Below are 23,664 nucleotides of genomic sequence, written 5' to 3'. Positions count from 1 at the left end.
CCGTGGAAGACGTGCGGAGCACCTACCTGCGCTTCCCCTCCTGGACGCAGCACTTCTGGACCTGGCAGACCGGGAAGGCCCTGCCCGGGCAGAAACCGATCGTCCGGCACACCTGGGCGTCCTACCTCGGTGTGACGCTCTTGCTGTTCTTCGCCGGCCTGACCGTCTCGACGCTCGCCGTGGCGCTCATGTTCCCGCTGTGGTACGTGGCGCTGCTGCTGGGCTGGCTGCTCACGGTCAACGGGGAACGGCTGATGGTGCTGGTCATCGCGCACCAGGCGCTGCACCGGCGCTTCTCGGGCAGCTCGCGCCGGGACGCGTTCTGGGGTGAGGTCGTGACCGTGCTCTCCGTCTTCCACACCTTCCGGGATTTCAAAGAGGAGCACTTCGACAACCACCACAGGCGGGAGGTCTTCGCGACGAGGGCCGACCCGCCGGTGCAGTTCCTGATCGACCTCGGGTTCCGGCCCGGGCTCAGCCGGACGGCGCTGTGGCGGCGCGCGTGGGTCGTGTTCCTGTCACCGCTCTTCTACTGGAACGGCTTCCTCGGCCGGATCAGGAGCAACCTCAAGGGCCGGGGGCGGCGGCTCGCCGCCTTCGCGGTGTGGATCGGATGGTGGCTCTCCCTGCCCTTCTGGCTGCCGAACGGTGCGCTCGTCCTGGTGCTGGCGTTCGTGGTGCCGGTCGTGCTGTTCGCGCAACTGAGCGCGTTGCTGGACCGGCTGGGGGAGCACGAGTGGCTGGGGCCGCGCGACCCCGCGTTCGGTCACCGCTTCTACACGGTGGCCAACACCGCGGCCAGGTACTGCGGGTCCCCGGTCCCGCCCGCCGGGCTGCCCCTTGGCGCGCGGCTGCGGGCATGGTCGCGCTGGACCGCGCTCACGGTCTGCTACCACCTGCCCTCGCGGCTCCTCGTCGTGGTCGGGGACCTGCCCAACCACGACTACCACCACCGGTACCCGTCCACGCCGGACTGGACCACGGCCGCCTACGCGCGGCAGCGGGACATCGACAACGGACCGGAGGGACCGCCCTACCGGGAGGTCTGGGGCATGGGTGCGGCGATCGACCAGATGTTCCGTACGCTGGCGGGCCAGGGGGAGAGCCGGGCGGATGCGTTTTCGAGTCGTTGACACCTTCTCCGACGAACGCTTCGCCGGCAACCCGGCCGCCGTCGTCGAGGTGCCGCGGTTTCCGCCGGACGGCGTGATGCAGCGCACCGCCCACCTGATCGGCCTCCCGACGTCGGCGTTCGTGGTGCCGGTCGCGCCGGCGCGCTACCGGGTGCGCTGGTTCACCCCGTACAAGGAGATCAACCTGTGCGGGCACGCGACGATCGCCGGCGCGCGTCACCTGTTCCTGGCCCCGGAGAACGCCGGCCAGACCAGGCTCACCTTCGTCTCGGACAACGGCGTCCTGCACGCCGAGCGGGCCGGCGAACTGATCGCCATCGACCTGCCCAAGGCCGGACTCACCGTCGGCGAACCGCCGCCCGGGTTGCTGGAGGCGCTCGGCACGGACGCCGTGGTGTGCGCGGTGTCGAGCGACGACGTCCTCGTCGAGGTCGAGTCGGCCGCGGTGGTCGCGGCCGTCCGCCCGGACTTCGCGGCGCTGGCCAGGCAGCCGTTCCGCGGCCACATCGTCACCGCGCGCGCCGCCTCGGGCGCCGACTTCGTCTCCCGGACGTTCTTCCCCTCGCTCGGCGTGAACGAGGACCAGGTGTGCGTCACCGCGCACTGCAAGCTCACGCCGTACTGGTCGCAGCGGCTCGGCCGGGCCCGGCTCAAGGCGTTGCAGCTCTCCGAACGCGGCGGCCGGCTGGAGGTGGAGGACCTGGGGGACCGGGTCCGGGTGCTCGGCACGGCGGTACTGCGGGACGAGGGCGACACGACGGTGCTCGACGACGGCGCCGGCACCAGAGAAGGAGCGCTCCGATGAGCCCGCACACCGTCGCGCTGCTGCTCCTCGGCCTGGCGGTCATCGTCGCGGTGGCGCGGCTGTTCGGCATGCTCGCCCGGCGGCTCGGACAGCCCGCGGTGATCGGCGAGATCGTGGCCGGCATCCTGCTCGGGCCGACGTTGTTCGGCGGCGCGATCTCCGGGACGCTCTTCCCCGCCGAGGTGCGGCCGTCACTGACCCTGCTGGCCGACCTCGGCGTCTGCCTGTTCATGTTCCTCATCGGCCTGCACCTGGACCACACGTTGCTGCGCGGCCAGAGCCGGACGGCCTCCGTCGTGTCGTTCGGAGCGATCCTGCTGCCGTTCGGTCTCGGCGTCCTGCTGGCGCTCCACCTCGCCGGCGGCCACGAGACCGGCGACCGGACGGCGTTCGTGCTGTTCATGGGTGCCGCGATGGCGGTCACCGCGTTCCCCGTCCTGGCCCGCATCCTCACCGACAACGGCCTGCTCGACACGCCGATCGGCGGGCTGGCGCTGGCCTGCGCCGCGGTGGGCGACGTGCTCGCGTGGGCCCTCCTCGCCGTCGTGGCGGCGCTGGCCGGCGGCGGCGGTCATCCGTGGCGCGTGCTGTTCGTGGTGCCCTTCGCCGTCCTGCTGCTGGGGGTGGTACGACCGCTGCTGGCCCGGCCGGCCGCCCGCCGGCCGGTGTCCGGCCCGCTGACCGGCGTCGTGCTGGTCGCGGTGGCGGCCGGGCTGCTGCTGTCGGCGCTGGCGACGAGCTGGATGGGCCTGCACGCCATCTTCGGCGCGTTCCTCTTCGGCGCCGCCATGCCGCGTGAGGGCACCCTGGCGCTGCGCCGGCGGGTGCTGCCGTGGATCGAGCGGATCTGCACCGTGCTGCTGCTGCCGGTCTTCTTCATGGTCGCCGGCCTCAAGGTCGATCTGTCCCGGCTGGACACGGTCGCGTTCGGTGAGCTGGCGCTGATCCTGCTGGTGGCGATCGGCGGCAAGTTCGGGGGTGCGTACCTGGGCGGGCGGGTCACCGGCGTGCGTCCCCGCCACTCGGCGGTCCTCGGCATCCTGATGAACACCCGCGGTCTCACCGAGCTGATCGTGCTGACTGTCGGGCTCCAGCTCGGCGTGCTGACGCCGGAGCTGTACTCCCTGATGATCGTGATGGCCCTGGTCACGACCGCCATGACCGGCGTCCTGCTGCGGATCGTGTACCCCGAGCGCAGGATCGTCGAGGACAGGGGGCCCCGGACCCGCACGTTCCCCGAGGAGGCGGTGCCATGAGGGAGTCGCGGGCCAAGAGCGTCTGGTTGCAGCGCGAGCCGTCGCCGGCGGCGGCCGCGCGGGTGTTCTGCGTGCCCCATGCCGGCTGCGGCACCGGGGTGTTCCGCAACTGGCCACCGGAGCACGGGCCCGTCGATTTCCTGCCGGTGGAGCTGCCCGGCCGGCTGAGCCGCTTCGGTGAGACGATGCCGGCGACCTTCGAAGAGCTGGCGGCGGACATGATCGCCGGGCTCGAACGCTACATGGACGTGCCTTTCGCCTTCTTCGGCCACTGCTGGTCGGCGCTCCTCGCCTACGAGGCGACCGCCCGGCTGCAGCGCGCCGGCGGGCCGGCGGCGGCGCGGCTGTTCGTCTCCTCCCAGCTCGCCCCGCAGGACGGGCCGGTGGGGCGGATGCTCGGCATGGACGAGGCGGAGCTCGCCGGGGAGCTGGAGGCGATGATCCGCGACCAGGGCGGCACGCCGCACCCCGAGCTGGTGGCCGTCTACCTGCGGGTGCTGCGCGCCGACGTCGAGATGAGCCGGCGGTACGTCGTCCCCGACCCGCTCCGGCTCACCTGTCCCATCACCGCCATCGGCTGGAGCGAGGACAGCGAGGTCCGGCCCGGCCAGATGTCCGGCTGGCCGGCCTGCGGTGACACCTCCTTCGAGGTCTTCGCCGGCCGCCACAACAGGTTCGTCGACGCGCCGCGGGAACTGCTGACGACCCTGTGCGCCGGCATGGCGGGCCGGGGGCCGTCCCGGCTTCCGGTGACATCACGGTGAGCACGACGCGCCATAGCGTTGCGGTGTGGACATTGCGATCGCCCAGCTAGAGCAGTGGATGCGCGACTACTACCACAACGTCGACCACGACATCGGCAGCAGCGGCGTACGTGACCTGACCATCGCGGAGCTGCGCGGACTGTGCGGATTCGAGCTGTCGGAGCTCGACACGCTGACCTGCCGCGACAGCGAGAGTTACGGCGGCAGCGGCCTGCGTGCCGCGCTGGCCGACCGCTGGACCGGTGGCGACGTCGACCGGATGATGGTCACCCACGGTTCCAGCGAGGCGATCTACCTGGTCATGAACCTGGCGCTCGAGCCGGGCGACGAGGTGATCGTGGTGGACCCCGCCTACCAGCAGCTCCACGGCATCGCCGCGGCGCGCGGCTGCCGGGTCACCCGGTGGCCGCTCGACCCGCGCGCCGGGTTCGCCGCCGATCTGGCGCTCCTGCGCGAGCTCGCGCGGTCAGGCCCCCGCATGATCGTCGTGAACTTCCCGCACAACCCCACCGGAGTCTCCATCACGGCCGAGGAGCAGAAGGAACTGGTCGCCATCGCCGCGGAGGCCGAGGCCCTGCTGGTGTGGGACAACGCGTTCGGCGAGCTCACCTACACCGCCGACCCTCTGCCGCTGCCGACCTCCTGGTACGACCGGTGCATCGCGTTCGGGACGTTGTCCAAGAGCTACGGGCTGCCGGGCCTGCGGGTCGGCTGGTGCGTCGCTTCCCCCGGCCTGCTGGCCCGCATGGCGCTGCTGCGCGACTACATCGCGTTGTACGTCTCGCCTGTCCTGGAGTTCTTCGCCGAGCAGGCGGTGCGGCACGCCGACCGGATCGTCGCGTCACAACGGGAGCACGCCGGCGGGAACCTGCGGCTGCTCCGCGACTGGGCGGACGGCCTGCCTGACCTGGTGCGCTTCACTCCGCCCGGCGGCGGCGTGACCGCCTTCGTCGAGTTCCCCGGCCAGCCTGACGTGGTCCGGTCCTGCCGCCGCCTCGCCGAGCGGCACCGGGTCCTGCTCGTACCCGGCGCCTGCTTCGGCGACGCGTACCGCGACCACGCGCGGCTCGGCTTCGGCGGCACGACCGCCGGGCTGACGGCCGGGCTCTCCCTACTGGAACAGGTACTGCGCGAGGACGCGAGGGGTGACCAATGACTGACCTGCAGAGTCGCATCGCGGCGCTGTCGCCTGAGCAGCGGACGATCCTGGAGCGGCGGCTCGCGGAACTGACGGCCGCACGTGGGTCCGCGCCAGAGGAGCGGATAACGCCCCGCGACCCCTCCCGGCCGATCCCGCTGGCGTTCCAGCAGGAGCGGGAGTGGGCCATCACGCAGTTCCGGCCGGCCAACAACATCCCTGGCGCCTTCCGGGTCGAGGGTCACCTGGACCTGGCGGTGCTCAGTCGCGTCCTGACCGAGGTCGTGGATCGGCACGAGATCCTGCGCTCCACCGTCGAGCTCCAGGACGACGGCACCCGGGTGCTGGTGGTGCACCCGCTCACGCCGGTGCCGACCCCGTTGGTCGACCTGTCGGGCCATGCACCGGAGCGGCAGCGCGCTGAGGTGCTCCGGCGCTGGAAGGCCGAGGTGATGCAACCGTTCGGCCGTGATCAGTCCCTGCGGCTGCGGACCACGATCCTGCGCATGGCCGAGGACAACCACGTCGTGCTGATCACCACCGACCACACCGCCGCGGACCTGGTGTCGATGGCGATCCTCGTGCGGGAGTTCGCGGCGCTGTACGCCATGCATCTCAACGGCGGTCCCGGCCTTCCCCCGCTGGAGATCCAGTACGCCGACTTCGCCGCCTGGCAGCGCGAGTTCGGGGAGAAGCGGATGGCCGCCGAGGTGGACCACTGGCGGCAGACGCTCGAAGGCATCCCCGGCGTGCTGGCCCTCCCCAGCGATCGGCCGTTTCCGCCTCGGCCGACGTTCGCCGGCGCGGCGCACGTCGTCGACCTCTCCGCCGAGTTCACCGCCGAACTGCGCCGGTTCGTCGAGAACGAGAAGGCGTCGCCCGTCGTCGTCCTGCTCGCCGCCCTCTCCGTGTTGCTGTATCGCTATCTCGGCCGGGAGGACCTGGTCATCGGCGAGATCGTGTCCGGGCGCGGCCGGGTGGAGGTGGAGCAGCTCATCGGCTGCTTCGTCACCGCGCTCCCGCTGCGCATGCGGCTGGCCGACGGGCAGACCCTGCGTGAGGTCGTGGGACAGGCGCGGCGGACCGTTCACACCGCGTACGACCATCAGGACCTGCCCATCGAGCGCCTGATCGACGAGCTCGACCTCGGGCGGGAGGCCTCCCAGACCTCCATGACCCACATGTGGCTCGACGTCCGCACCCCGGAGAGCACCCTGGAGGTCCCCGGCCTGCGGATCAGCCGGGAGCCCATCGAGGTCAACATGTCGGCGGCGCCACTCACCCTCGACGCCAACCCCAACGGCCGGCAGATGCAGCTCCAGTGGGTGTACATGACCGACATGTTCGACAAGGAGACGATCGTCCTCCTGGCCGAGCAGTTCACCACGGTCCTGCGCCAGCTCGTCACCGCTCCCGACACCCCGGTGGGGCAGGTGGAGCTGGCCATGACATCGGCGACGGAGATACCCGCCGCCGAGGCCGGCGGCGCCGACCCCGGCTTCGTCGAACTGTTCCAGCGCCGGGTCGCGCTCGCGCCACACGCACCCGCGGTGATCTGCGACGGCACCCCGACCAGCTACGCCGAGCTCAACCGGGAAGCGAACCTGCTGGCCCGCCGCCTGCGCGGCCTGGGGGTCGGCCGTGAGACACCGGTGGGCATCCTGGTGGACCGCTCGGTGAGACTGCCCGTCGCCATCCTTGGCGTGCTCAAGGCCGGTGGCGTCTACGTCCCCCTGGACCCCGCCTATCCGCCCGAACGGATCGCCTTGATGCTCGCCGACTCGGGGGCGCGGGTGCTGGTCACGCAGAAGCGGCTCGCCGACCTTCTGGCCGAGGCCGGCGTCCAGGCACCGGACCACGCCGTGCTCCTCGACGCGTCGTCCCCGCCGCCGGACGCGGGCGCCGACAGCGACCTGCCGGACGTGCCCGACCCGGGGTCGCTGGCGTACGTGGTCTACACATCCGGCTCGACCGGCCGGCCCAAGGGCGCGATGATCGAGCACCGCTCCCTGGCCGTGTACGCGCGCGATGTGGTCGACCGGCTCGGGCTCGGCGCCGGTGACCGCTTCCTCCAGTTCTCCTCGCCTGGGTTCGACGTGCTGGTGGAGGAGCTGTTCCCGACCTGGCTGGCCGGCGGCGCGGTGGTCATCCCCTCGCAGCACATCATCAGCGGCGAGATCGACCTCGCCGACCTGGTCGAGCGGGAGCGGCTGACCGTGATGGAGCTGCCCGCCGCGTACTGGCACGAATGGGTGCGTGAGCTCGACCGGCTGGGGCGGGAGCTGCCGAGCTGCCTGCGGCTGGTGATCATCGGCGCGGAGCGCGCGCTGCCGGACCGGCTGCTGATGTGGCGGCGGCTCAACGTGCCGTTGATGAACTGTTACGGCCTGACCGAGACAACCGTCACCTCGACCTTCTTCCGCCTCGACCCGGCGGACCCGGTGTGGGACTGGCCGAACCTGCCGATCGGCACCGCGCTGCCTTCGGCCGACCTCCGCATCCTCGACGACCGGCTCCGTCCGGTGCCGGTGGGTGCCATCGGCGAGATGTACATCGGTGGCACCAGCCTGGCCCGCGGGTACCTCGCGCGTCCGGGCCTGACGGCACAACGTTTCGTCGCCGACCCGGACCCCCGGCGGCCCGGCCGGCGGCTCTACCGGACCGGCGATCTGGTCCGCAGGCGTCCCGACGGGAACCTGGAGTTCCTCGGCAGGGTCGACACCCAGATCAAGATCCGTGGTTTCCGCGTCGAACCCATGGAGATCGAGTCGACGCTCAGCCGGCACCCGCAGATTGCCGAGTCGGTCGTCGTGGTGTACGAACCGTCGCCCGGGGACCGGCGGCTGGCGGCGTACGTCGTCCCGAATCCCGGGGCCAAGGCCGGCGTCCCCGAGCTGCGCCGGTTCCTCGAACGCGAGCTGCCCGCGTACATGGTGCCGTCCGCGTTCGTCGAGCTCGAGGCCCTCCCGCTCAACGCCAACGGCAAGATCGACCGGGACCGGCTCCCGGCGCCGGACGGGCTGCTGCCCGACTCGGGGGAGGAGTACGTCGAGCCGCAGACGCCGGTGCAGGCGAAGCTGGCCGACGTGATGGCCGCCGTCGTCGGGCTCGGCCGAGTCGGCATCCACGACAACTTCTTCGAGATCGGCGGCGACTCGATCCTGGCCATCCAGGTCGTCGCCAGGGCACAGGAAGCGGGCCTGCGGCTCTCGCCCTACGATCTGTTCACCCACCCGACCGTGGCGTCGCTCGCCGAGGTGGCCGCCGCCGGGCCCACCGTCGACGCCGAGCAGGGCGACGTGACCGGCCCGGTGCCGCTCGCCCCGACCCAGCGGCGGTTCTGCACCTCCGGTGCCGAGGAACCGCACCACTGGAACACCTCCGTTCTGCTGGAACTGCGCGAACGGGCGGACGCGCGACTGGTCGGCGAGGCCGTGGAGCGGCTGCTCGCGCACCACGACGGCCTGCGCCAGCGGCTTCTGCTGGCCGGCGAACGGACCCGGGTGCGGATAGCGCCGCGCGGCGACGTGACACCCCTGCGGACGTACGACTTGTCCGGCCTGGACGAGGACGGACAGGACGAGCGGATGGCCGAGCTGGCGGACGAGCTGCAGCGTGGTCTCGACCTGGCGGTCGGTCCTCTGGTCCGCGCCGGCCTGTTCCTGCTCGGCGGGCGGCGACCGGACCGGCTCGCTCTCGTCGCGCACCGGCTCGTGGTGGACCCGCCCTCGATGCGTGTGCTCCTCGACGACCTCGGGACCGCGCTGGCCCGGTCCGCCGACGGCCGGGAGGTGAAGCTGCCGGCCAAGACCACGTCATGGCAGTCGTGGGTTCGGCGGCTCACCGCCTACGGCGCGACGGAGCCGGTGCGGTCACAACGCGAGTACTGGTCCGAGCTGGCCGCGGCGCCGGCCGGCGAGCTGCCCTTCGACATCATCCCGGCAGAGCCGGGGGCCGGCACCGTGGCGACCGCGCGGACGCTGGAGGTGTCGCTGAGCGCCGCGGAGACCGCCGAGCTGATGCGCGCCGCGTCCGACGCGCTGAGCTGCCGCACCGAGGAATTGCTGCTGACCGCGCTCGGCCGCACCCTGACCGGCTGGACCGGTGCCGACCGGCACCTGGTCGACCTGGAGCGGCACGATCGGGATCCGCTCGCCGAGGACGTGGACCTGTCCAGGACGGTCGGCCGATTCAGCGTCGTCCACCCGGTCGCCCTGACCTGCGAACCCGATGCCTCCCTGGAGGAGACCCTGAAGACGGTGAAGGAGGGGCTGCGAAGCGTACCTTCGGGCGGAATCGGCTGGCTCCTGCTGCGCCAGGGCCGCGAGCCGCTGCCGGAGTCCGCTGTCCGTCTCGGCTTCACCTACCTGGAGGCGACGGATCCGCCGGCGTCGGACGTCTTCACGGTCCTGCCGGAACCGGCCGGGGCCGAGGAGAGCCCGCGTGCGCCGCGGCCGTACCCGATCGAGGTGCGGGCGTCGGTCGCCGGCGGCGCGCTGGTCGTCCACTGGCGCTACAGCGAGGGCCTGCACCACCGGCACACGATCGAGCGGCTGGCCGACACGTACCTCGGCGAGCTGCGGGCGCTGGTCGACCTCGGGCGGCATGTCACCTCTGTGCACACACCCTCCGATTTCCCGCTCGCGAGGGTGAACCAGGAACAGCTCAACGACCTGTTGAGCCGGCTGTAGGAGGACCTGTGGAATTCAGCCTCTTCTTCTTCGCCGACAGCGGCGCCGCCGGCGCCGACGGGTATCGCCTGCTGCTGGAGAGCGCCCGGTTCGCGGACGCGAACGGCCTGTCGGCGGTGTGGACGCCTGAGCGGCACTTCCACTCCTTCGGCGGCCTGTACCCGAACCCGGCGGTGACCGGCGCCGCCGTCGCCGCGGTGACCGAGCGGGTGGGCATCAGGGCGGGGAGCGTGGTCGCGCCGTTGCACCATCCGGTCCGCATCGCCGAGGAGTGGTCGGTCGTCGACAACCTGTCGAGGGGCCGGGTCGGCGTGTCGTTCGCCTCCGGCTGGCACGCGGTGGACTTCGTGCTCCGGCCGGAGAACTACGCGGACCGCAAGAGCGCCATGGTGGAGACGGCCGACATGGTCCGGCGGCTGTGGCGCGGCGACGAGGTCGAGTTCTCCGACGGGGCAGGCGAGAAGCAGAGCGTACGCATCTTCCCCGCTCCGGTGCAGCCCGAGCTTCCCGTGTGGATCACCAGCGCGGGTTCCCCCGAGACCTTCCGGGCCGCCGGCAGGCTGAACGCGGGACTGCTGACGCACATGCTGGGCCAGGATCGGGAGGCGCTGGCACGGAACATCGCCGCCTACCGGCAGGAGCTGGCCCAGACACACGGCGAGAACGCCCGCGGCCACGTCGCCCTCATGCTCCACACCATGATCGGCGACGACCGCGGACGGGTACGCGAACTGGTGCTTGAGCCCTTCGGCAACTACCTCCGCAGCTCAGCCGACCTGATCATCAAGGCCGCCTCCACGCTGCTCCCCGCCGGCGTCGACCTGAACCGCCTGCCGGACCGGGACAAGCAGTACCTCATCAAGCACGCCGTCGACCGCTACTTCACGACCAGCGGCTTGTTCGGCACCGTGACCGACGGCCTCGAGACCGTGGACCGGCTGCGAGAGATCGGTGTGGACGAGATCGCCTGCCTCATCGACTACGGCGTACCGCACGACGAGGTCCTCCGGTCGCTGCCCTACATCGCCGAGCTCCGCGCCCGCACCAAGTGACGACGTGGGGCGCCGGTTCCAGGTGTCGCGGATGTCGCCGGCACCTGAGCCCCAGTAGGGACGTGTCAAACGGTCTCGCGGGCTCCCCCCGATATGAGCTCCGGCCCCGGCTCGCGGGTGTTCCCCGGGCGGACGAGCACCAGTGCCGTCACCACGGCGACCAGCGCGACCGCCGCGGCCACCAGGCACGTCGTGCTCAGCGCCCGGGTGAACGCGACCTCGGCGAGCTCGCGCACAGGGCCGTCGCCGAGCCCCTCGAAGCGGCCACTCACGACCGCCGCCCTCGTCGCCGGCGCGGTGCCGGACATCTCGGCGTCCGTCCGCGCCGCGAAGATGACGCCGAAGGCGGCGACCCCGGTCGCGGTGCCGAGCGGGAAGAACGTGTTGGACAGGCCCGACGCCATGCCGGCCCGGTGGCCGGGCACCACGTCGAGCGTCACGCCGAGCAGCGGCGGGAACGCGAGCGCGCCTCCGGCACCGATGAGCAGGAACCCGGGCAGCATGACGAGCCACGAGCTGTCCGGGCCGACCCGGGCCATGAGCACGTACGCGACGCAGATGAGGGCGAAGCCGATCGCCATCAGCCGGGACGCGGGGACCCGGTGCCCGAGCCGTCCCGCCAGCGGGGCGACGACGAGGATGGGCAGCGTCATGGCGAGCAGCCGCACCCCGGTCTGCAGCGGTGAATGGCCCAGCATGCCCTGCAGCCAGAGGATGAGGTAGGGCAGGGCGCCGAAGCTGGTGACCCGGGCGAAGAAGGTCAGCAACACGGCCCCGCTGAAGGCCGGCAAGCGGAACAGCCGCACGTCCAGCATGGCGTACGGCCGACGTGCCTCGACGGCGGCGAACACCCCGAGCAGGGCGACTCCCGCCGCCAGCGTGCCCAGCACCTGCGGCGATCCCCAGCCGCGTGCCGAGCCGGCGATCAGCGCGTAGTTGAGCCCGAACAGCCCGAGCACGGCGAGGGCCGCTCCCGCCAGGTCGATCCGGCCCGGCGACGACGCCTCTCGGGCGGGTTCGCGCAGCCACAGCGACGCGCCGGCGACCAGCGCGAGCCCGACGGGCAGGTTGATGAAGAAGATCCACCGCCATCCGAGGGTGTCGACGACCACACCGCCGACGAGCGGGCCGAGGCCGGCGGCGGCACCGCCCACCCCGGCGAACAGGCCGATCGCCGCCTGCCTGGCACGCCCCGGCGGATGAGCCCCGGCGATGAGCGCCATCGCCGTGCCCATCACCATCGCGCCCCCCGCGCCCTGCGCGACGCGGAACGCCGCGAGGGAGACCGGGCTCCACGCCAGGCCACAGGCCGCCGACGCGGCCGTGAACAGAGCCACGCCGCCGGTGAAGATCCCCACGCGGCCGGCGCGGTCGGAGACCGACCCCGCGGTGAGCAGCAGTGCGGCGAAGGCCAGCGTGTACCCGTTGACCACCCACTGCAGGCCGTCCAGCCGGGCGCCGAGGTCGGCCGCGATCCGCGGGAGCGCGACGTTGACGATCGTGACGTCGAGAGTGAGGAGCACCGCGGCGACGCAGACGAGGGCCACGGTCCACCCGGCGCGGTGTGAACGACTCATGCGTACAAAGTACACATCGGGGACCTGGCCGGAAAGAGGGGTAAATGAAAAGGATTATCGGTTTGTGGCCAGACTCGCCACGATCAGGCGCAACGCCTGCTGGAAGCCGGCATCGTGGTCGAAGGACCGCATCGCCCGTCCGACCCGCTCCGGATCGTCCACGGCCTTCATCATAAGGCCGGTCCTGGCCTCCCGCCGCTCCGGCGTGGCGGAGGGAAGGAAGGCCAGGTGGCCGAGGACGAACCACCACAAGGTCATGTACGCCTGCGTGGCCTGCCGGTCGTCCAGGCCGAGCTCGGCGAAGCGGTCCAGGGTCCAGGGGAACAGCTCGGCGGCGCGCGCCGAGAACAGCTCACCCTCCCGCAGGATGTCCACGACCCAGACGTGCCGCGCGAGGTAGGCGTCGACCGCGGTGAAGGCCGCGACGATTCGCTCCTGTGGCGTGCCGCCTTCCCCGGGAAGCGGCGGCAGCCCCTCGGCCACGTCGTCCAGCAGCGCGAGGACCAGCTCCCGCTTGTCCCTGACGTGCCGGTACATGGCCATCGGCGTGGCGTGCAGCTCGGCCGCCACCCGCCGGATGGTGAGACCACTCACCCCTTCCGCCTCCGCCACCCGCCGCCCCGCGGCCACGACCAGCGCACGCGTGAGGAATTGCCGAGCCACCCGCCTACCTTACTTCTCCGCTCCCGCCACCAGCGTGGGCGCTTCCGGCCCGAGGCCGATCAGCTGAGGCGCGGCGGCACGATCGTCTCGGCGCCGCCTGGCCCTCATCGGTTGTTGTCCGACAGGGTCTTGCCGAAGATCCCGCTGGGGAGCCCGCGGATGTACAGGACGGCCTGGATGCCGAGGTAGGTCCACAGGAAGGGGGCCGAAGGGCTGACCTCGCCACCGCGCACCGGTTGCCAGTTGACGAACCAGCCGCTCCTGGGGCTGTACTGCTGCCACCAGATGCTGCCGTCGTACGCCCGTACGGCCACGTCGATCATGCCGTTGCCGTAGGACGTCGCGACGGGCCTGGACTGTGATATGCCGCCGCCCGGGATCTCGAACCAGTTGTTCCAGAAGAGGGTCCCGTCGGGCCGCAAGTAACCGAAGCTGACGTAGAGCCGGGAATTGGTGCCCCGGTGCATGGCCAGGAACTCCGCCCCGTTGTACACCCCGACGGCGGGGGAGTTCTCCGTCGTGGCGCCCGGGATCTCACCGCCTCCGTGCCAGACGAGGCTCGTGTCCATCCATCCCGTGTAGATGTGGTTGTTCGTGCCGCGGAAGGTCACCAGCAGGAACGCGTGGTTGTTGAACGCCGTGAGGGAAGGGGTGCTTCGCGTCAGCACGCTGCCGGGCAGCGCGAGCCAGGAGCCCCAATTCCCGTTGATGTAGAGGGCGTAGTACAGCCTGTCGTTGGTGCCCACGTGGAACACGACCGGTATGTCGTTCCACATGGCGAGCGTGGGTGCGGCCGTCGTGCGGGCCCCGCCGGGGATCTCGACGGCGGCCCCGGCGTTGATGACGTAATACAACCGCTCGTTGTTGCGGTACACGATGATTCTGGCGCCGTTGTTGTAGGTGCCCGCCGCCGGCGTGTCGTTGGTGACGACGTTGGTCGGCAGGGTGTCGTACCAGTCGCCCTCGTCGGCGAGGGCGGCGGTGGGCGAGATCGTGAGGATGAGCAGCGCCGACATCACCGCGGCGATCAGCGCGATGAACCTTCTCCCTGAGCTTCGCATGCTTGCCGACCCTTCATGTCGTAGGCGGCGCGTCCCGGCGGACGCCCGGCTCTACGACCATCGCCCCGGTGGCGTGCCGCTCGTATCCGTGTGGCCCTGGCGGTGAACCCTGGTTCCCGCCTGTCACCTCCAGTGGGCCCGGCTCATGCGGACGTGGAGCCGGACCGGCGGGTGCGGCGGGTGATCAGGGCCTCGACGCCATCGAGGAGCAGGTCGAGGCCGAAGACGAAGTCGGTGTCGTCGACCCAGCCCTCGGCGCCGTGCAGGGCGCCGGCGCGTACCGCGGCCGCGAGGGCGGGGTAGGTCCCGGGGTCGAGGAGCCCGGCGAGGACGTCGCCGTACTCGGCGGCTCCGGTGAGGTCGGTCTCGCCGCCGAGGTTGTGGACGAGGGCGGCGTCGGTGAGCGCGTACCCGGTCAGGGCGGTGGCCACGTTGATCTTCTCGCCGTGGCCGAGGCCGGTGCCGTCGAGGGCGGCGAGCGCGCGGTCCAGCCAGAGCAGGCGGCGGGGGCCGAGCGGCGGGGTGAGCTGGGCGATGGACAGCAGCCACACGTGGTCCAGCAGGAGGTCGCGCTGGGTCCTGGTCCACAGGGCGAGGTAGTCGCGCCAGGGCATGCCCTCCGGCTCGGGCGGCGGCGGGGCGACGCCGTCGGCCATGGCGGTGAGCAGGTCCTCCTTGCTGCCGACGTACCGGTACAGCGCGGTCGCCGCCACCCCCACCCGTGAGGCCACGCTCGCCATGGAGACCCCGGCGATGCCGTCCGCGTCGGCGATCTCGATGGCCGCGGCGGTGATCGTGGCCAGGTCCAGCCGCGGCCGCGGCCCCCGGCGCGTCACCGGTTCACGGCCCCACATGCGCTCCACCACGGACGGCGGCTGTTCCTGTGTCATCGCGATCCCTCCTTGACCCGCTCCAGGGATTGTGCAATAACCTGAAAACTATGAACGCCATACACAGTACGCCATTCACAGATTCGGCGTCCGCCATCGTCGCCAGGGGCCTGACGAAGTCGTTCGGCGGCACCACCGTGCTGGCCGGCATCGACCTGACCGTGCCCACCGGCACGTTGCTCGCCCTGCTCGGCCCGAACGGCTCGGGCAAGACCACCACCGTGCGCGTGCTCACCACCCTGCTCGCGCCGGACGGCGGCACCGCCGCCGTGGGTGGGCACGACGTCACGCGCGAGGGCGCCGCGGTGCGCCGCATGATCGGCCTGACCGCCCAGCAGGCCACGGTGGACGACCTGCTCACGGGGCGGGAGAACCTCGAACTGTTCGCCGGCCTGTACCACCTCGGCCGGTCGGGGGCGCGGCGGCGGGCACAGGAGCTGCTGGAGCGTTTCGACCTGGCCGGGGCCGCGAACCGCCGGGTCGGGACCTACTCCGGCGGCATGCGCCGCAGGCTCGATCTCGCGGCGAGCTTGGTGGCGGGCCCGCGCATCCTTTTCCTGGACGAACCCACCACCGGGCTCGACCCCCGCAGCCGGGCCGAGCTGTGGTCGGTGATCCGCGAACTGCTCGCCTCCGGCACCACCATCCTGCTCACCACGCAGTACCTGGAGGAGGCCGACCAGCTCGCCGACCGCATCGTGGTGATCGACGCCGGCCGCGTCGTGGCCGACGACGCCCCCGCCGCCCTGAAACGCCAGGTCGGCACCGAACGTCTGGTGCTGCGCCTGTCCCGGCCCGAGGACGTGCCCCGCGTCGCGCCCGTGCTCGGCGAGGCGGTGAGCGAGACGACGGCGCGCGAGGTCACGCTGGCGGTCCAGGGCCCCGGCCACCTGCGCCGCACGCTGGACCTGCTGCACAAGGCGGACATCGCCGTCGAGCACGTCGAACTGCGCAGCCCCACCCTCGACGACGTCTTCTTCGAGCTCACGGCGGCCGCGGCATGAGCGCCGTCGTCACCGCGACCGGCGACCTGAGCCGCCTCGTCGTCCGCAACCTGCGCCGCGAGACACGCGTCCTCGACGGCCTCATCGTGAACACCGCGCTGCCGGTGGTCATCATGGTGCTGTTCGTGTACGTCTTCGGCGGCGCCATCACCACCGGCTCCAGCGGCCTGGCCTACATCGACTTCGTGGTCCCCGCCGTCCTGCTGATGGCTGGCGGCTACGGCGCCGCCATGACCGCCGTGAACGTCGCCTCCGACATGACCGAAGGCATGATCGACCGTTTCCGCACCCTCCCCATCGGCGCCTGGACCGTCCCCGCCGCCCACGTCGTCGCCTCGGTCATCCGCAACGTCGCCGCCTGCGCCTTCGCGCTGACAGCCGCCGTCATCCTGGGCTTCCGCCCCGCCCCCACCCCCGCCGGCTGGCTCCTGACCTCAGCCGTCGTGACGGCCTACGTCCTCGCCCTGTCGTCCCTGGCCGTCCTGTGGGGCCTGCTGGTCAGATCCGTCCAGGCCGCGGGCGCCTTCAGCTTCGTCGTCCTGTTCCTCCCCTACCTCTCCGACGGCATTGTCCCCGCCGAGACCATGCCCCCCTTCCTGCGCGACTTCGCCGCCAACCAGCCCATCACCCCGATCGTCGAAACCCTGCGCGCCCTCCTCCTCGACCGCCCCGCCGGCTCCTCACCCGCACTCGCCGCCACCTGGCTCGCCACCACCGTCCTGCTCAGCATCCCGGCCGCGGCCCTGCTGTTCCGCCGCAGGACATCGGCCTGACACGGCGTCCCGCTGCCGAGCCATGCCTGTGAACCTGATCGTCGTCCACCCGCCTCTGCCCGGCCGTGGGCTACCCGTCACATTCCCACCATCTCGACAGAGTCGACGATCTTCACCCCTTCGGCGAACTGGAGGTTGGGAAAGCCGGTGTCCTGCTCGGTCGTGGACGCCTCAAGCACCTCGATGGCGTGCGGACTCAGCTCGACAAGGTAGAGCGTGAACAAGTCGCCGGGTGCGGCGCCGCCGACGTAGATCTTGGCTGTCCAGCTTGTGCCGGTGAACCGCATTCCACCCGCCATATCGGGCGAATCTCCGGTCCAGTACCTGCCGTTCGTGTCCATGTAGAGAAAGAGCCAGAGCTGGTGACCGTTGCCAGGGCTCTGTCCCGTTCCGGCTACCGAAAGCATGCCGCGGTATCGAATGCGGGCGTTCTGCTGTGGTTTGGTGATCGCTGGAGCGGCGGTGGCCGCCGAGGACGTCGCCGGCCCGGCGCTACTCGCCTTGCTCGTCTGACCGTCGCCATGATCGCCACCTCGCGAGTTGACGTACGAGAGGATCCCGCCGCTCGCGAGGACGACAGTCGTCGTCACCAGCGCGAGAGAGCCGCGCGACAGTCGGCTGGGCCACGACCGTGCTGTGCCGATTTTGGGTTCCTGCGGGCCCGTCACGGGCGCCGGGACGTGGTCTCCACGCGGGGTGATGTCCGCGCTGGTGAGGAAGCTGTGGGCGGCGCGAGCGGCCAGGCGCAGGAACCATTCACGGTCCTGCGACCGTACTGACGGGTGGTCGAGGAAGAGAAGCGCGCACGCCACGGTGGAGAGCAGGCTCTGGCGCTGCCAGTCACCGCGATAGCCGGTGGGCTCTATCCACTCCAGCGCGGGCGCGCGTATGCCGTCGATCAGCTTGCCGAGCCACCCGGGGAGGCGGGCATGGCCGTCCCCCGCATGGGTGACGAGCGCGTCGATGAGTGCGCTCCGCTGGATGGACGAGAGGTCGTTCATCGACTGGCCGATGAGATAGAGCAGCAGGTATACCGGATCACGGGTGAGAGGGCCACGGGACTCGTACCTGGCCAGATCGATCAGGGCGAATTTGCCGGGGTCGACGGGGTTCACCTGAACGAGCACGTTCTCGCTGTTCAGGTCGCCATGGGTCCGCCCGAGGAGCACCGGGACCCGGACGCCCGCGGTCAGCGAATCGTCCCGCAGCAGGCGGAGCGGGTTGGGAAGCGGTTCCGGCTCCGCGGGGAAGGTCCACATGGCCCCGTCGTTCAACGAGGGCGGGGGCGTGAGCCGCGTGCCGAAGTGCCGCCGCAGGAAGGCGGCGACCGGCTCTGCGGGTCCCTCGTCACGGGTGGGGAACACGGCCCACTCGGCCAGTACCCCACTGACGACGCGCCGGCATACGGCGGCGAACATGTCGGCATCGCACGCTGCGATGCCGGGCCGGGTCTCGCTGGGGCGCAGCACTGCGTCCAGCAGCGCGGTCAGCGTGTTGTAGTCGTCGAGCCTGCCGGTGGCGAGGGTCTGGAAGAAGATCCACGGGTAACGCCGGTCCGCGTGTTGCATGACGACAGGGAGCGGGTCGTGGACCGTCGAGGGCAGCCGGGACCGCCAGACGTGGGGTGCCTCCTCCAGCGCACGATGGTTCCTGGCGTATTCGGTCTCGCTGAAGTCGTCGCCGCTCGGCGTGACGAGTTTGAGAACGAGTTTGACCGTCCCCTTCGTCCGGTGGGTCGCCCGGACCAGGGCGACTCGCGCACCCGACCTGCCGTTCGCGAACCATCGTTCGAGTTCGAAGCGCAGCAGCTTCTGTTGCGCCCACCGTCGCAGGGTGTCCGCGGAGTCGGGGCCTAGACCGGCGGCTAAGGCAGGGTCTACAGGATCCGGAGCAGCCATGGGTCCTCCGCGAGGGAGGATAAACGACTCCGCGCGCTCATGGCTACGCGGACCATCACTGTTCCTCTCTGGGCAGCAGGGACGTGACCACTTTGCCTGCCGCATTTCTGGGAAGCTGCGCCACGAAGATGACCTCACGCGGTACGGACGGAGGGAGGAGCCGGTCGCGGACGTACTGGCGGATCGTGTCGGGGGCCAGGGCGGTACCTGAGCGCAGGACGACGAAGGCGATCAGGCGGTGGCCGAAGTCGTCGTCGGGCACCCCGAGGACCGCGACCTCGCGGACCTCGGGCAGTTCCTCGATCAGCCGCTCCACCGGCCCGGGGAAGACGTTCTCACCGCCTGAGACGATCATGTCGTCCTCCCGGCCGTCGATGTACAGTAGCCCGCCGGCGCCGATGTGCCCGAGGTCGCCGGTCGGGTGCGCAGCCGATCGAGGACCCGACGGCCCGGACAGGTAACCCGTGAAGATCATGCGGTTGCGCACGAACACCTGGCCGGTCCGCCCTGGTGGCAGTTCGCGACCGCCGGCGTCCCGGATGGTCACAGTGGTCCCCCGCGGTGGGCGGCCCGCTGACTGCGGAGCGCCGCGCAGGTCGGCCGGCGTGGCGATCGACGCGCAGGCGACCTCGGATGATCCATAGATGTTGTAGAGAATGTCGCCGTAGGCATCCATGAAGCTCTCGGCGAGGCCTGTCGGCAGGACCGATCCGCCCACGGCGACCAGGCGGAGCGCGGTGGGCCGAGGGGCGAGTTCCATGACGCGTTGGAGCACGACGGGGGCGGTGACGAGCACGCTGCAGCGTCGTGAGACGACCGTGCCCAGTAGTTCCGCCGCGTCGAAGCGGTCACGCAGCACCATCGTCGCCCCGAGGCCGAGACAGGTATGCATGGCCGCGTGTCCCCACATCCCGTGCAGGGGCACCGCGATGGCGACGCGATCGTCCACGGTGAGCGGGACCCGCTCCAGCAGGCCCACGAGGGAGGTGAACCGGGAGCGAGGAGGTCGCATGACACTCTTCGGCGTGCCCGTGGTCCCGGCGGTGAGGACGGTCACCCGTCCACGTCTGGGCGGTGGCCGATGCGTGGGTGCCGTGCGGAGGGTGGCCGGTTCGGGAAGGCCAGGGAATCCCGGGACGGCGTTCAGGTGACGGAGTCCGAGGGCGGCGGTGAGGCGGTCGAGTTGGGAAGGCCGCAGCTGCGGGTTGAGCAGGACGGCGTCGTAGCCGAGAGTCAGCGTGGCGAGCAGGGCCTGCACGGTCTCGCGGGGACCTCGTGCGAGCACACCGACCCGCATGTCCTCGCCCCGGGCACCTGCCAGGCGCAAGCGGTGGGCGAGCCGCTCGGTGGCGGCGAGCAACTCGGCGTAGGACATCTCGCCTACGGCGTCGATGAGAGCGGGATGGTCCGGCGACCGCGCGGCTGCGGCGCGCAACAACCCCTCAGGGCCGGTGCCCCAACGGCGTAGCGCCCACGCCTGGGCTCCCAGCCTTCGTGGCGAGTTCGGGCGAAGCAGGCCGCTGCGGGCCAGGGCGCGCAGCATCAGCCGGTCCCAGTGAAGCGGGTGGCGTAGGTATCGTCGTACGGGCGATCACAAAGTTCCTGTAGGCGGCCCATCACCGCGTCGGTGACAAGGCGGCTCGCACGTGCGGTGTCCGATGTCGCGGGAAGGTCCTCGAAGAACATGGGTTCCCCGCATCGCATGCGCGCGCGACGCAGCCGTGGGACGATCCTGCCCGCGGGGAGGATCGCGTCGGTGTTGAGCAGCGCAATGGGTACCACCGCGGCGCCGGTCCGCAGGTGGAGACGGCCGACACCGGTCCGGCCACGATGCAGCAGTCCGTCACGTGAACGGGTTCCCTCGGGAAAGATGCCGACGAACCCGCCGCGTCCCAGCACTGCGGCAGCGGCGTCGAGTGCCTTCTCCCCGTCGTCCCCGCCGTGCCTGTCCACCGGGATCATGCCGGCGGCCGAGAGAAGCGCCCCGAGGAACAGGCGGGATGACCCCGTGAAGTAGTCGCTCTTGGCCAGGAACACGATCGGGTGCCGCACGGTCAGCTGGACGAGCACCGGATCGAGGAAGGACAGGTGATTGCAGGCGATGATCAGCCCTTCACCGGTTCCCGGACCGGACGAGGGCAGGTTGGCGCGCCCATCGACCACGGGCCGGAACATCAGCCGGATCAGCGGCCCGGGGAACACCCTTTGCAGCAGCCGGTTGATCGCCGGTCGAGGATCAGACACGGATGCCCGCCGGTGCGCCGCGTAGCATTGGGGCACCCTGTCTCACCTGGACGAGCATGATGTCGCAGGCAAGCGACAGTGAGGGCGCGAGGACCGCCGCCTTGTGCTCGCTGACAAGGGCGGTGAACCGCTCGAACGACGCCGGGCAGGTGGCGCGCCACCATCCGATGCCCGTCCGGCGCTGCTGCGGCGCTGTTACCGTAAGCTGCTGATATTCGTCCGGATGCTCTCTGATCAGGCTGGCCAGCAAGTTGATCCGCCCTGCCGCCAGATCGTCCCAGAAGTCGACCACGTCGTCGGCGAGCTTGGCAAGGATCCCCACGTGCCCGAACTGCTCGGTGGTCCGCTCACACGCTCGCGCCCCATGGAGGATGGCCACGACGTGGGCGAAACATTCGGCGAATCCGCCTGAGTCCAGCACCGCGCTTTCGAGGTCCTCCTGGAATGACCGGCTGGCCGGTGGAGCGGTGGTGATCTTGACGTAACGGTGGTACTGGCTGGAGATCCTCGCCATGAGGAAGTCCCTGACCGCGAACCGCTCAGGATGCTGTCCGAAGAATCCGACCAGAACGTCGAGCCGCTCCTGCACACGTGCCTCCGCGAAGACCGCACCGAACCGCAGTGACCCACCTGCCGTGAGTCCCCGTTCATATGCGTCGTCGAAGGCACTGATCAACCGGTTGAGGCGGATCATGAGAGGGCCGGTCTCCCGTCGCAGTGGATGCCCGGCCAACTCTGTGTACCCGTCCAGGAACAGATTGATGACGGCGTCGTAGAGCGCGGCGCGGATGCGCGCTTTGACGCGGATCCCAGAGGTCTCCCCGTGAACCGGAAGGCCCCGGCGATACGGCTGGCGCGCGGCGTGCCGGACGAAGTGACGTGCGAAGGGGCCCGAGGTCCTCACAACACGCGCCTGCGCCCGAAACGACCACAGGTCGGAGGTGGTCTCGGCGGTCATGGCGCGACCCCGATGGTGGGCACCGCGGACTGCCCGCCCGATCGCGTGGCGGAACCGGCAATCACGCGGGCGAACATCTCCAGAGGGGACGGAGAGGGCGAAGTACGTCCGTCCTGGCCCGCGGTGAGTTCGCGGGCCTCGATGACCAAATGGTGCGCCATCTCGTCGAGGCGTCTTCGCAAGCCGGTGTCGACGCCATGGTCGCGCATGAGATCGACGATCTCCCGCTGGTGTGTGCCTTCCCGTAGCCAGCGGGTCACTTCGGCGGCGGTGGCCGGAGCGGTCCGCTGAAGACGGGACCGTAACTCGATCAGCGGCCACGTGTACTTGCCCTCACGAAGGTCCTCGGACCGTTCTGGATCGCCGGCGAAGACGTCATCGTAGTCGTCGCTCATCTGGTATAAGGCGCCCGCCCGGGCACCGAATCCCTCGGCCGCGTGTTCGTCCCGGCCGGCCAGGAAGGCGCCGATACGGGCCGCGCACCCGAACAACCCGCCCGTCTTGTGCGCGATCATCGATTCGTACGGGAAGCGGGCCGGCTCCGGGTACCAGCCGAGATCCCACCCGATGTCGATTGTCTGCCCCATGAACAGCCGGGTCGCGGCCGTGTCCAGCAGTCGATGGATCTTGAGTCGATCGCTCGCGGGAAGGTTCTCCGCGCGATGGACCGGGTGGTAGGAGAGTGTGCGCAGCAGCCCGGCCAGATTGATGGCCATGCTGGTGCCGGACGTCGTGTGAACGGCACGCTCCCCGCGGCGGAGCTCGGCGTTGTCCTGGATGTCGTCGAGGATGAGGGAGGCGAGATGGAACAACTCAACCGCGACCGCCGCCGGATACAGACAGGGCAGTCCCTCCGCTGGGAGGCCGGCCGTCGCCAGCATCAGCAGAGGTCGCAGCCGCTTGCCGGGGCGGGCGAGTTGCGTGCAGAGCATTTTTTCCATCGGGGGAAGGTCCTCCCACGGCCACCGGGTGACCTCCGCGAGGGCGAGCCGGTCGATCTCTGTGAGCGAGGCCTCGAAACGAGCGGTCAGTGTTGTGAGCATCGTGTATTCCTCAGGGCTGTCTGTGCGACGGTTCGGGAGGTGGGAAACAGCAGAGGCAGCGCGGCGGTAACGTACGCGGGATGGCGGGCGGCCAGGGCGCGGATCATCTGCCCGCCCTCGGGAGTAGGTCCGGCGTAGGCCGACACGTAGGCCGTGCAGAACGCGGTCACGGTGGACTCGTCGGCCAGACGGCAGTGGAGCAGGGCCATCGCGGCGGTGACATACCGCCAGTAGCGCGCGCATTCCTCGGTCCGCCGGTCACCAGGGGCCGCCATCAGTGGAGCGATGGCGATGAGCCCGCCCATGAACTGGATGTGGCCGGGGCGCATGCCCGCGAATGCCAGATGCCTCGACGACAGCGCGCACGCGGCGTCGACGACGAGGGGATTCCTGATCCCTCCGCTCCAGGCGTTGTCGGTAGACATGCCGAGCAACCGGAGCAAGAAGCGCTTCTCAGCCTTGCCGTCGAGCACCGATCGGGCCATCCGTCCCTCGCGGGCGCGCACGTCCGTGAGGACGGGCAGGGTGAGATACGTGAGGAAGATCAGTGCGCCGGCGATCCCCATGACCCGCGGGGCCGTCCAGATCGATCGCACCGCTTCCATGTCCGGGTCGTATTCGGGGGACCGGACGTAGCCCGGTGGCGGTGGCCGGTCCGCACGTTCGCCGTTATCCATCGTTCCCACCTGCTTGGACCCGGCTTTCCCGGGCGGT

General features: G+C 70.7%; 19 protein-coding genes. 9 read left to right on the top strand and 10 right to left on the bottom strand.

The features are described 5' to 3' along the window. Positions 1 to 2 precede the first annotated feature (2 nt). The 7 genes from ABGB17_RS05175 to ABGB17_RS05145 are packed head-to-tail and all read left to right on the top strand — an operon-like array spanning position 3 to position 10,839. Positions 3 to 1,133 (top strand): fatty acid desaturase, encoded by a 1,131-nt coding sequence (locus tag ABGB17_RS05175; protein ID WP_347626616.1) that lies wholly within the window; start codon positions 3 to 5, stop codon positions 1,131 to 1,133. Then, positions 1,114 to 1,938 (top strand): PhzF family phenazine biosynthesis protein, encoded by an 825-nt coding sequence (locus ABGB17_RS05170; protein ID WP_347626615.1) that lies wholly within the window; start codon positions 1,114 to 1,116, stop codon positions 1,936 to 1,938. The genes ABGB17_RS05175 and ABGB17_RS05170 overlap by 20 nt, the downstream gene beginning before the upstream one ends. Continuing rightward, positions 1,935 to 3,194, top strand: a complete 1,260-nt coding sequence (locus ABGB17_RS05165) for a cation:proton antiporter (RefSeq protein WP_347626614.1) — start codon at positions 1,935 to 1,937, stop codon at positions 3,192 to 3,194. The genes ABGB17_RS05170 and ABGB17_RS05165 overlap by 4 nt, the downstream gene beginning before the upstream one ends. Next, entirely contained in the window at positions 3,191 to 3,958 is a 768-nt protein-coding gene (locus ABGB17_RS05160; protein WP_347626613.1) for a thioesterase domain-containing protein, read from the top strand. Before ABGB17_RS05165 ends, ABGB17_RS05160 begins: the two co-directional genes overlap by 4 nt. Positions 3,959 to 3,983: 25 nt before the next feature. Further along, the gene (gene vioD / locus ABGB17_RS05155; RefSeq protein ID WP_347626612.1) at positions 3,984 to 5,114 is read left to right on the top strand and encodes a capreomycidine synthase; all 1,131 of its coding nucleotides are present in this window, start codon (positions 3,984 to 3,986) and stop codon (positions 5,112 to 5,114) included. Next, the gene (locus ABGB17_RS05150) at positions 5,111 to 9,787 is read left to right on the top strand and encodes an amino acid adenylation domain-containing protein (RefSeq protein ID WP_347626611.1); all 4,677 of its coding nucleotides are present in this window, start codon (positions 5,111 to 5,113) and stop codon (positions 9,785 to 9,787) included. The genes vioD and ABGB17_RS05150 overlap by 4 nt, the downstream gene beginning before the upstream one ends. A gap of 8 nt (positions 9,788 to 9,795) precedes the next feature. Then, a complete protein-coding gene (locus ABGB17_RS05145; protein WP_347626610.1) occupies positions 9,796 to 10,839 on the top strand; it encodes a MupA/Atu3671 family FMN-dependent luciferase-like monooxygenase in 1,044 nt (347 codons plus the stop codon). Between the two features lie 65 nt (positions 10,840 to 10,904). Here ABGB17_RS05145 and ABGB17_RS05140 read toward each other — a convergent pair whose 3' ends face one another. From ABGB17_RS05140 to ABGB17_RS05125, 4 genes are all read right to left on the bottom strand, one after another. Then, the gene (locus tag ABGB17_RS05140; protein ID WP_347626609.1) at positions 10,905 to 12,416 is read right to left on the bottom strand and encodes an MFS transporter; all 1,512 of its coding nucleotides are present in this window, start codon (positions 12,414 to 12,416) and stop codon (positions 10,905 to 10,907) included. Positions 12,417 to 12,470: 54 nt separating this feature from the next. Next, positions 12,471 to 13,079, bottom strand: coding sequence for a TetR family transcriptional regulator (locus ABGB17_RS05135; RefSeq protein ID WP_347626608.1), 609 nt, complete (start codon positions 13,077 to 13,079; stop codon positions 12,471 to 12,473). Between the two features lie 104 nt (positions 13,080 to 13,183). Beyond that, positions 13,184 to 14,140 (bottom strand): hypothetical protein, encoded by a 957-nt coding sequence (locus tag ABGB17_RS05130; RefSeq protein ID WP_347626607.1) that lies wholly within the window; start codon positions 14,138 to 14,140, stop codon positions 13,184 to 13,186. A gap of 143 nt (positions 14,141 to 14,283) precedes the next feature. Next, positions 14,284 to 15,030, bottom strand: a complete 747-nt coding sequence (locus ABGB17_RS05125) for a TetR/AcrR family transcriptional regulator (protein ID WP_347626606.1) — start codon at positions 15,028 to 15,030, stop codon at positions 14,284 to 14,286. Between the two features lie 50 nt (positions 15,031 to 15,080). Here ABGB17_RS05125 and ABGB17_RS05120 point away from each other — a divergent pair, with 50 nt between their 5' ends. Continuing rightward, positions 15,081 to 16,034 carry an ATP-binding cassette domain-containing protein gene (locus ABGB17_RS05120; protein WP_347626605.1) on the top strand — a complete coding sequence of 318 codons (954 nt, stop codon included), beginning with the start codon at positions 15,081 to 15,083 and terminating at the stop codon, positions 16,032 to 16,034. After that, positions 16,031 to 16,807 (top strand): ABC transporter permease, encoded by a 777-nt coding sequence (locus tag ABGB17_RS05115; protein ID WP_347626604.1) that lies wholly within the window; start codon positions 16,031 to 16,033, stop codon positions 16,805 to 16,807. Before ABGB17_RS05120 ends, ABGB17_RS05115 begins: the two co-directional genes overlap by 4 nt. Before the next feature lie 77 nt (positions 16,808 to 16,884). Here the strand turns inward: ABGB17_RS05115 and ABGB17_RS05110 are convergent, their stop codons facing one another. From ABGB17_RS05110 to ABGB17_RS05085, 6 genes are read right to left on the bottom strand one after another with little or no spacing between them, the layout of a single operon-like run. Next, complete coding sequence (locus ABGB17_RS05110; RefSeq protein ID WP_347626603.1) at positions 16,885 to 18,705, bottom strand: hypothetical protein; 1,821 nt, start codon at positions 18,703 to 18,705, stop codon at positions 16,885 to 16,887. A gap of 55 nt (positions 18,706 to 18,760) precedes the next feature. After that, complete coding sequence (locus ABGB17_RS05105) at positions 18,761 to 20,248, bottom strand: AMP-binding protein (RefSeq protein WP_347626602.1); 1,488 nt, start codon at positions 20,246 to 20,248, stop codon at positions 18,761 to 18,763. Then, entirely contained in the window at positions 20,248 to 20,949 is a 702-nt protein-coding gene (locus tag ABGB17_RS05100) for a lysophospholipid acyltransferase family protein (RefSeq protein WP_347626601.1), read from the bottom strand. The genes ABGB17_RS05105 and ABGB17_RS05100 overlap by 1 nt, the downstream gene beginning before the upstream one ends. Then, positions 20,942 to 21,907, bottom strand: coding sequence for a hypothetical protein (locus ABGB17_RS05095; protein ID WP_347626600.1), 966 nt, complete (start codon positions 21,905 to 21,907; stop codon positions 20,942 to 20,944). Before ABGB17_RS05095 ends, ABGB17_RS05100 begins: the two co-directional genes overlap by 8 nt. Continuing rightward, positions 21,904 to 22,950, bottom strand: a complete 1,047-nt coding sequence (locus ABGB17_RS05090) for a polyprenyl synthetase family protein (RefSeq protein WP_347626599.1) — start codon at positions 22,948 to 22,950, stop codon at positions 21,904 to 21,906. Before ABGB17_RS05090 ends, ABGB17_RS05095 begins: the two co-directional genes overlap by 4 nt. Then, positions 22,935 to 23,555 (bottom strand): hypothetical protein, encoded by a 621-nt coding sequence (locus ABGB17_RS05085; RefSeq protein ID WP_347626598.1) that lies wholly within the window; start codon positions 23,553 to 23,555, stop codon positions 22,935 to 22,937. Before ABGB17_RS05085 ends, ABGB17_RS05090 begins: the two co-directional genes overlap by 16 nt. Between the last annotated feature and the right edge of the window lie 109 nt (positions 23,556 to 23,664).

Origin of the sequence: Sphaerisporangium sp. B11E5 (assembly GCF_039871875.1) — a bacterium.
Taxonomy (GTDB): Bacteria; Actinomycetota; Actinomycetes; order Streptosporangiales; family Streptosporangiaceae; genus Sphaerisporangium.
Note: the sequence above shows the minus strand (reverse complement) of the source record. Positions and strands in the feature narration are given on the sequence as shown.

Bases quoted from the DNA above. Each gene is read 5' to 3' on its own strand.
- ABGB17_RS05125 (WP_347626606.1), bottom strand. From the start codon at position 15,030: ATGACACAGGAACAGCCGCCGTCCGTGGTGGAGCGCATGTGGGGCCGT.
- ABGB17_RS05160 (WP_347626613.1), top strand. From the start codon at position 3,191: ATGAGGGAGTCGCGGGCCAAGAGCGTCTGGTTGCAGCGCGAGCCGTCG.
- ABGB17_RS05170 (WP_347626615.1), top strand. From the start codon at position 1,114: ATGCGTTTTCGAGTCGTTGACACCTTCTCCGACGAACGCTTCGCCGGC.
- ABGB17_RS05165 (WP_347626614.1), top strand. From the start codon at position 1,935: ATGAGCCCGCACACCGTCGCGCTGCTGCTCCTCGGCCTGGCGGTCATC.
- ABGB17_RS05085 (WP_347626598.1), bottom strand. From the start codon at position 23,555: ATGGAAGCGGTGCGATCGATCTGGACGGCCCCGCGGGTCATGGGGATC.
- ABGB17_RS05095 (WP_347626600.1), bottom strand. From the start codon at position 21,907: ATGACCGCCGAGACCACCTCCGACCTGTGGTCGTTTCGGGCGCAGGCG.
- ABGB17_RS05150 (WP_347626611.1), top strand. From the start codon at position 5,111: ATGACTGACCTGCAGAGTCGCATCGCGGCGCTGTCGCCTGAGCAGCGG.
- ABGB17_RS05115 (WP_347626604.1), top strand. From the start codon at position 16,031: ATGAGCGCCGTCGTCACCGCGACCGGCGACCTGAGCCGCCTCGTCGTC.
- ABGB17_RS05090 (WP_347626599.1), bottom strand. From the start codon at position 22,950: ATGCTCACAACACTGACCGCTCGTTTCGAGGCCTCGCTCACAGAGATC.
- ABGB17_RS05110 (WP_347626603.1), bottom strand. From the start codon at position 18,705: ATGGCTGCTCCGGATCCTGTAGACCCTGCCTTAGCCGCCGGTCTAGGC.
- ABGB17_RS05105 (WP_347626602.1), bottom strand. From the start codon at position 20,248: ATGCTGCGCGCCCTGGCCCGCAGCGGCCTGCTTCGCCCGAACTCGCCA.
- ABGB17_RS05120 (WP_347626605.1), top strand. From the start codon at position 15,081: ATGAACGCCATACACAGTACGCCATTCACAGATTCGGCGTCCGCCATC.
- ABGB17_RS05130 (WP_347626607.1), bottom strand. From the start codon at position 14,140: ATGCGAAGCTCAGGGAGAAGGTTCATCGCGCTGATCGCCGCGGTGATG.
- ABGB17_RS05140 (WP_347626609.1), bottom strand. From the start codon at position 12,416: ATGAGTCGTTCACACCGCGCCGGGTGGACCGTGGCCCTCGTCTGCGTC.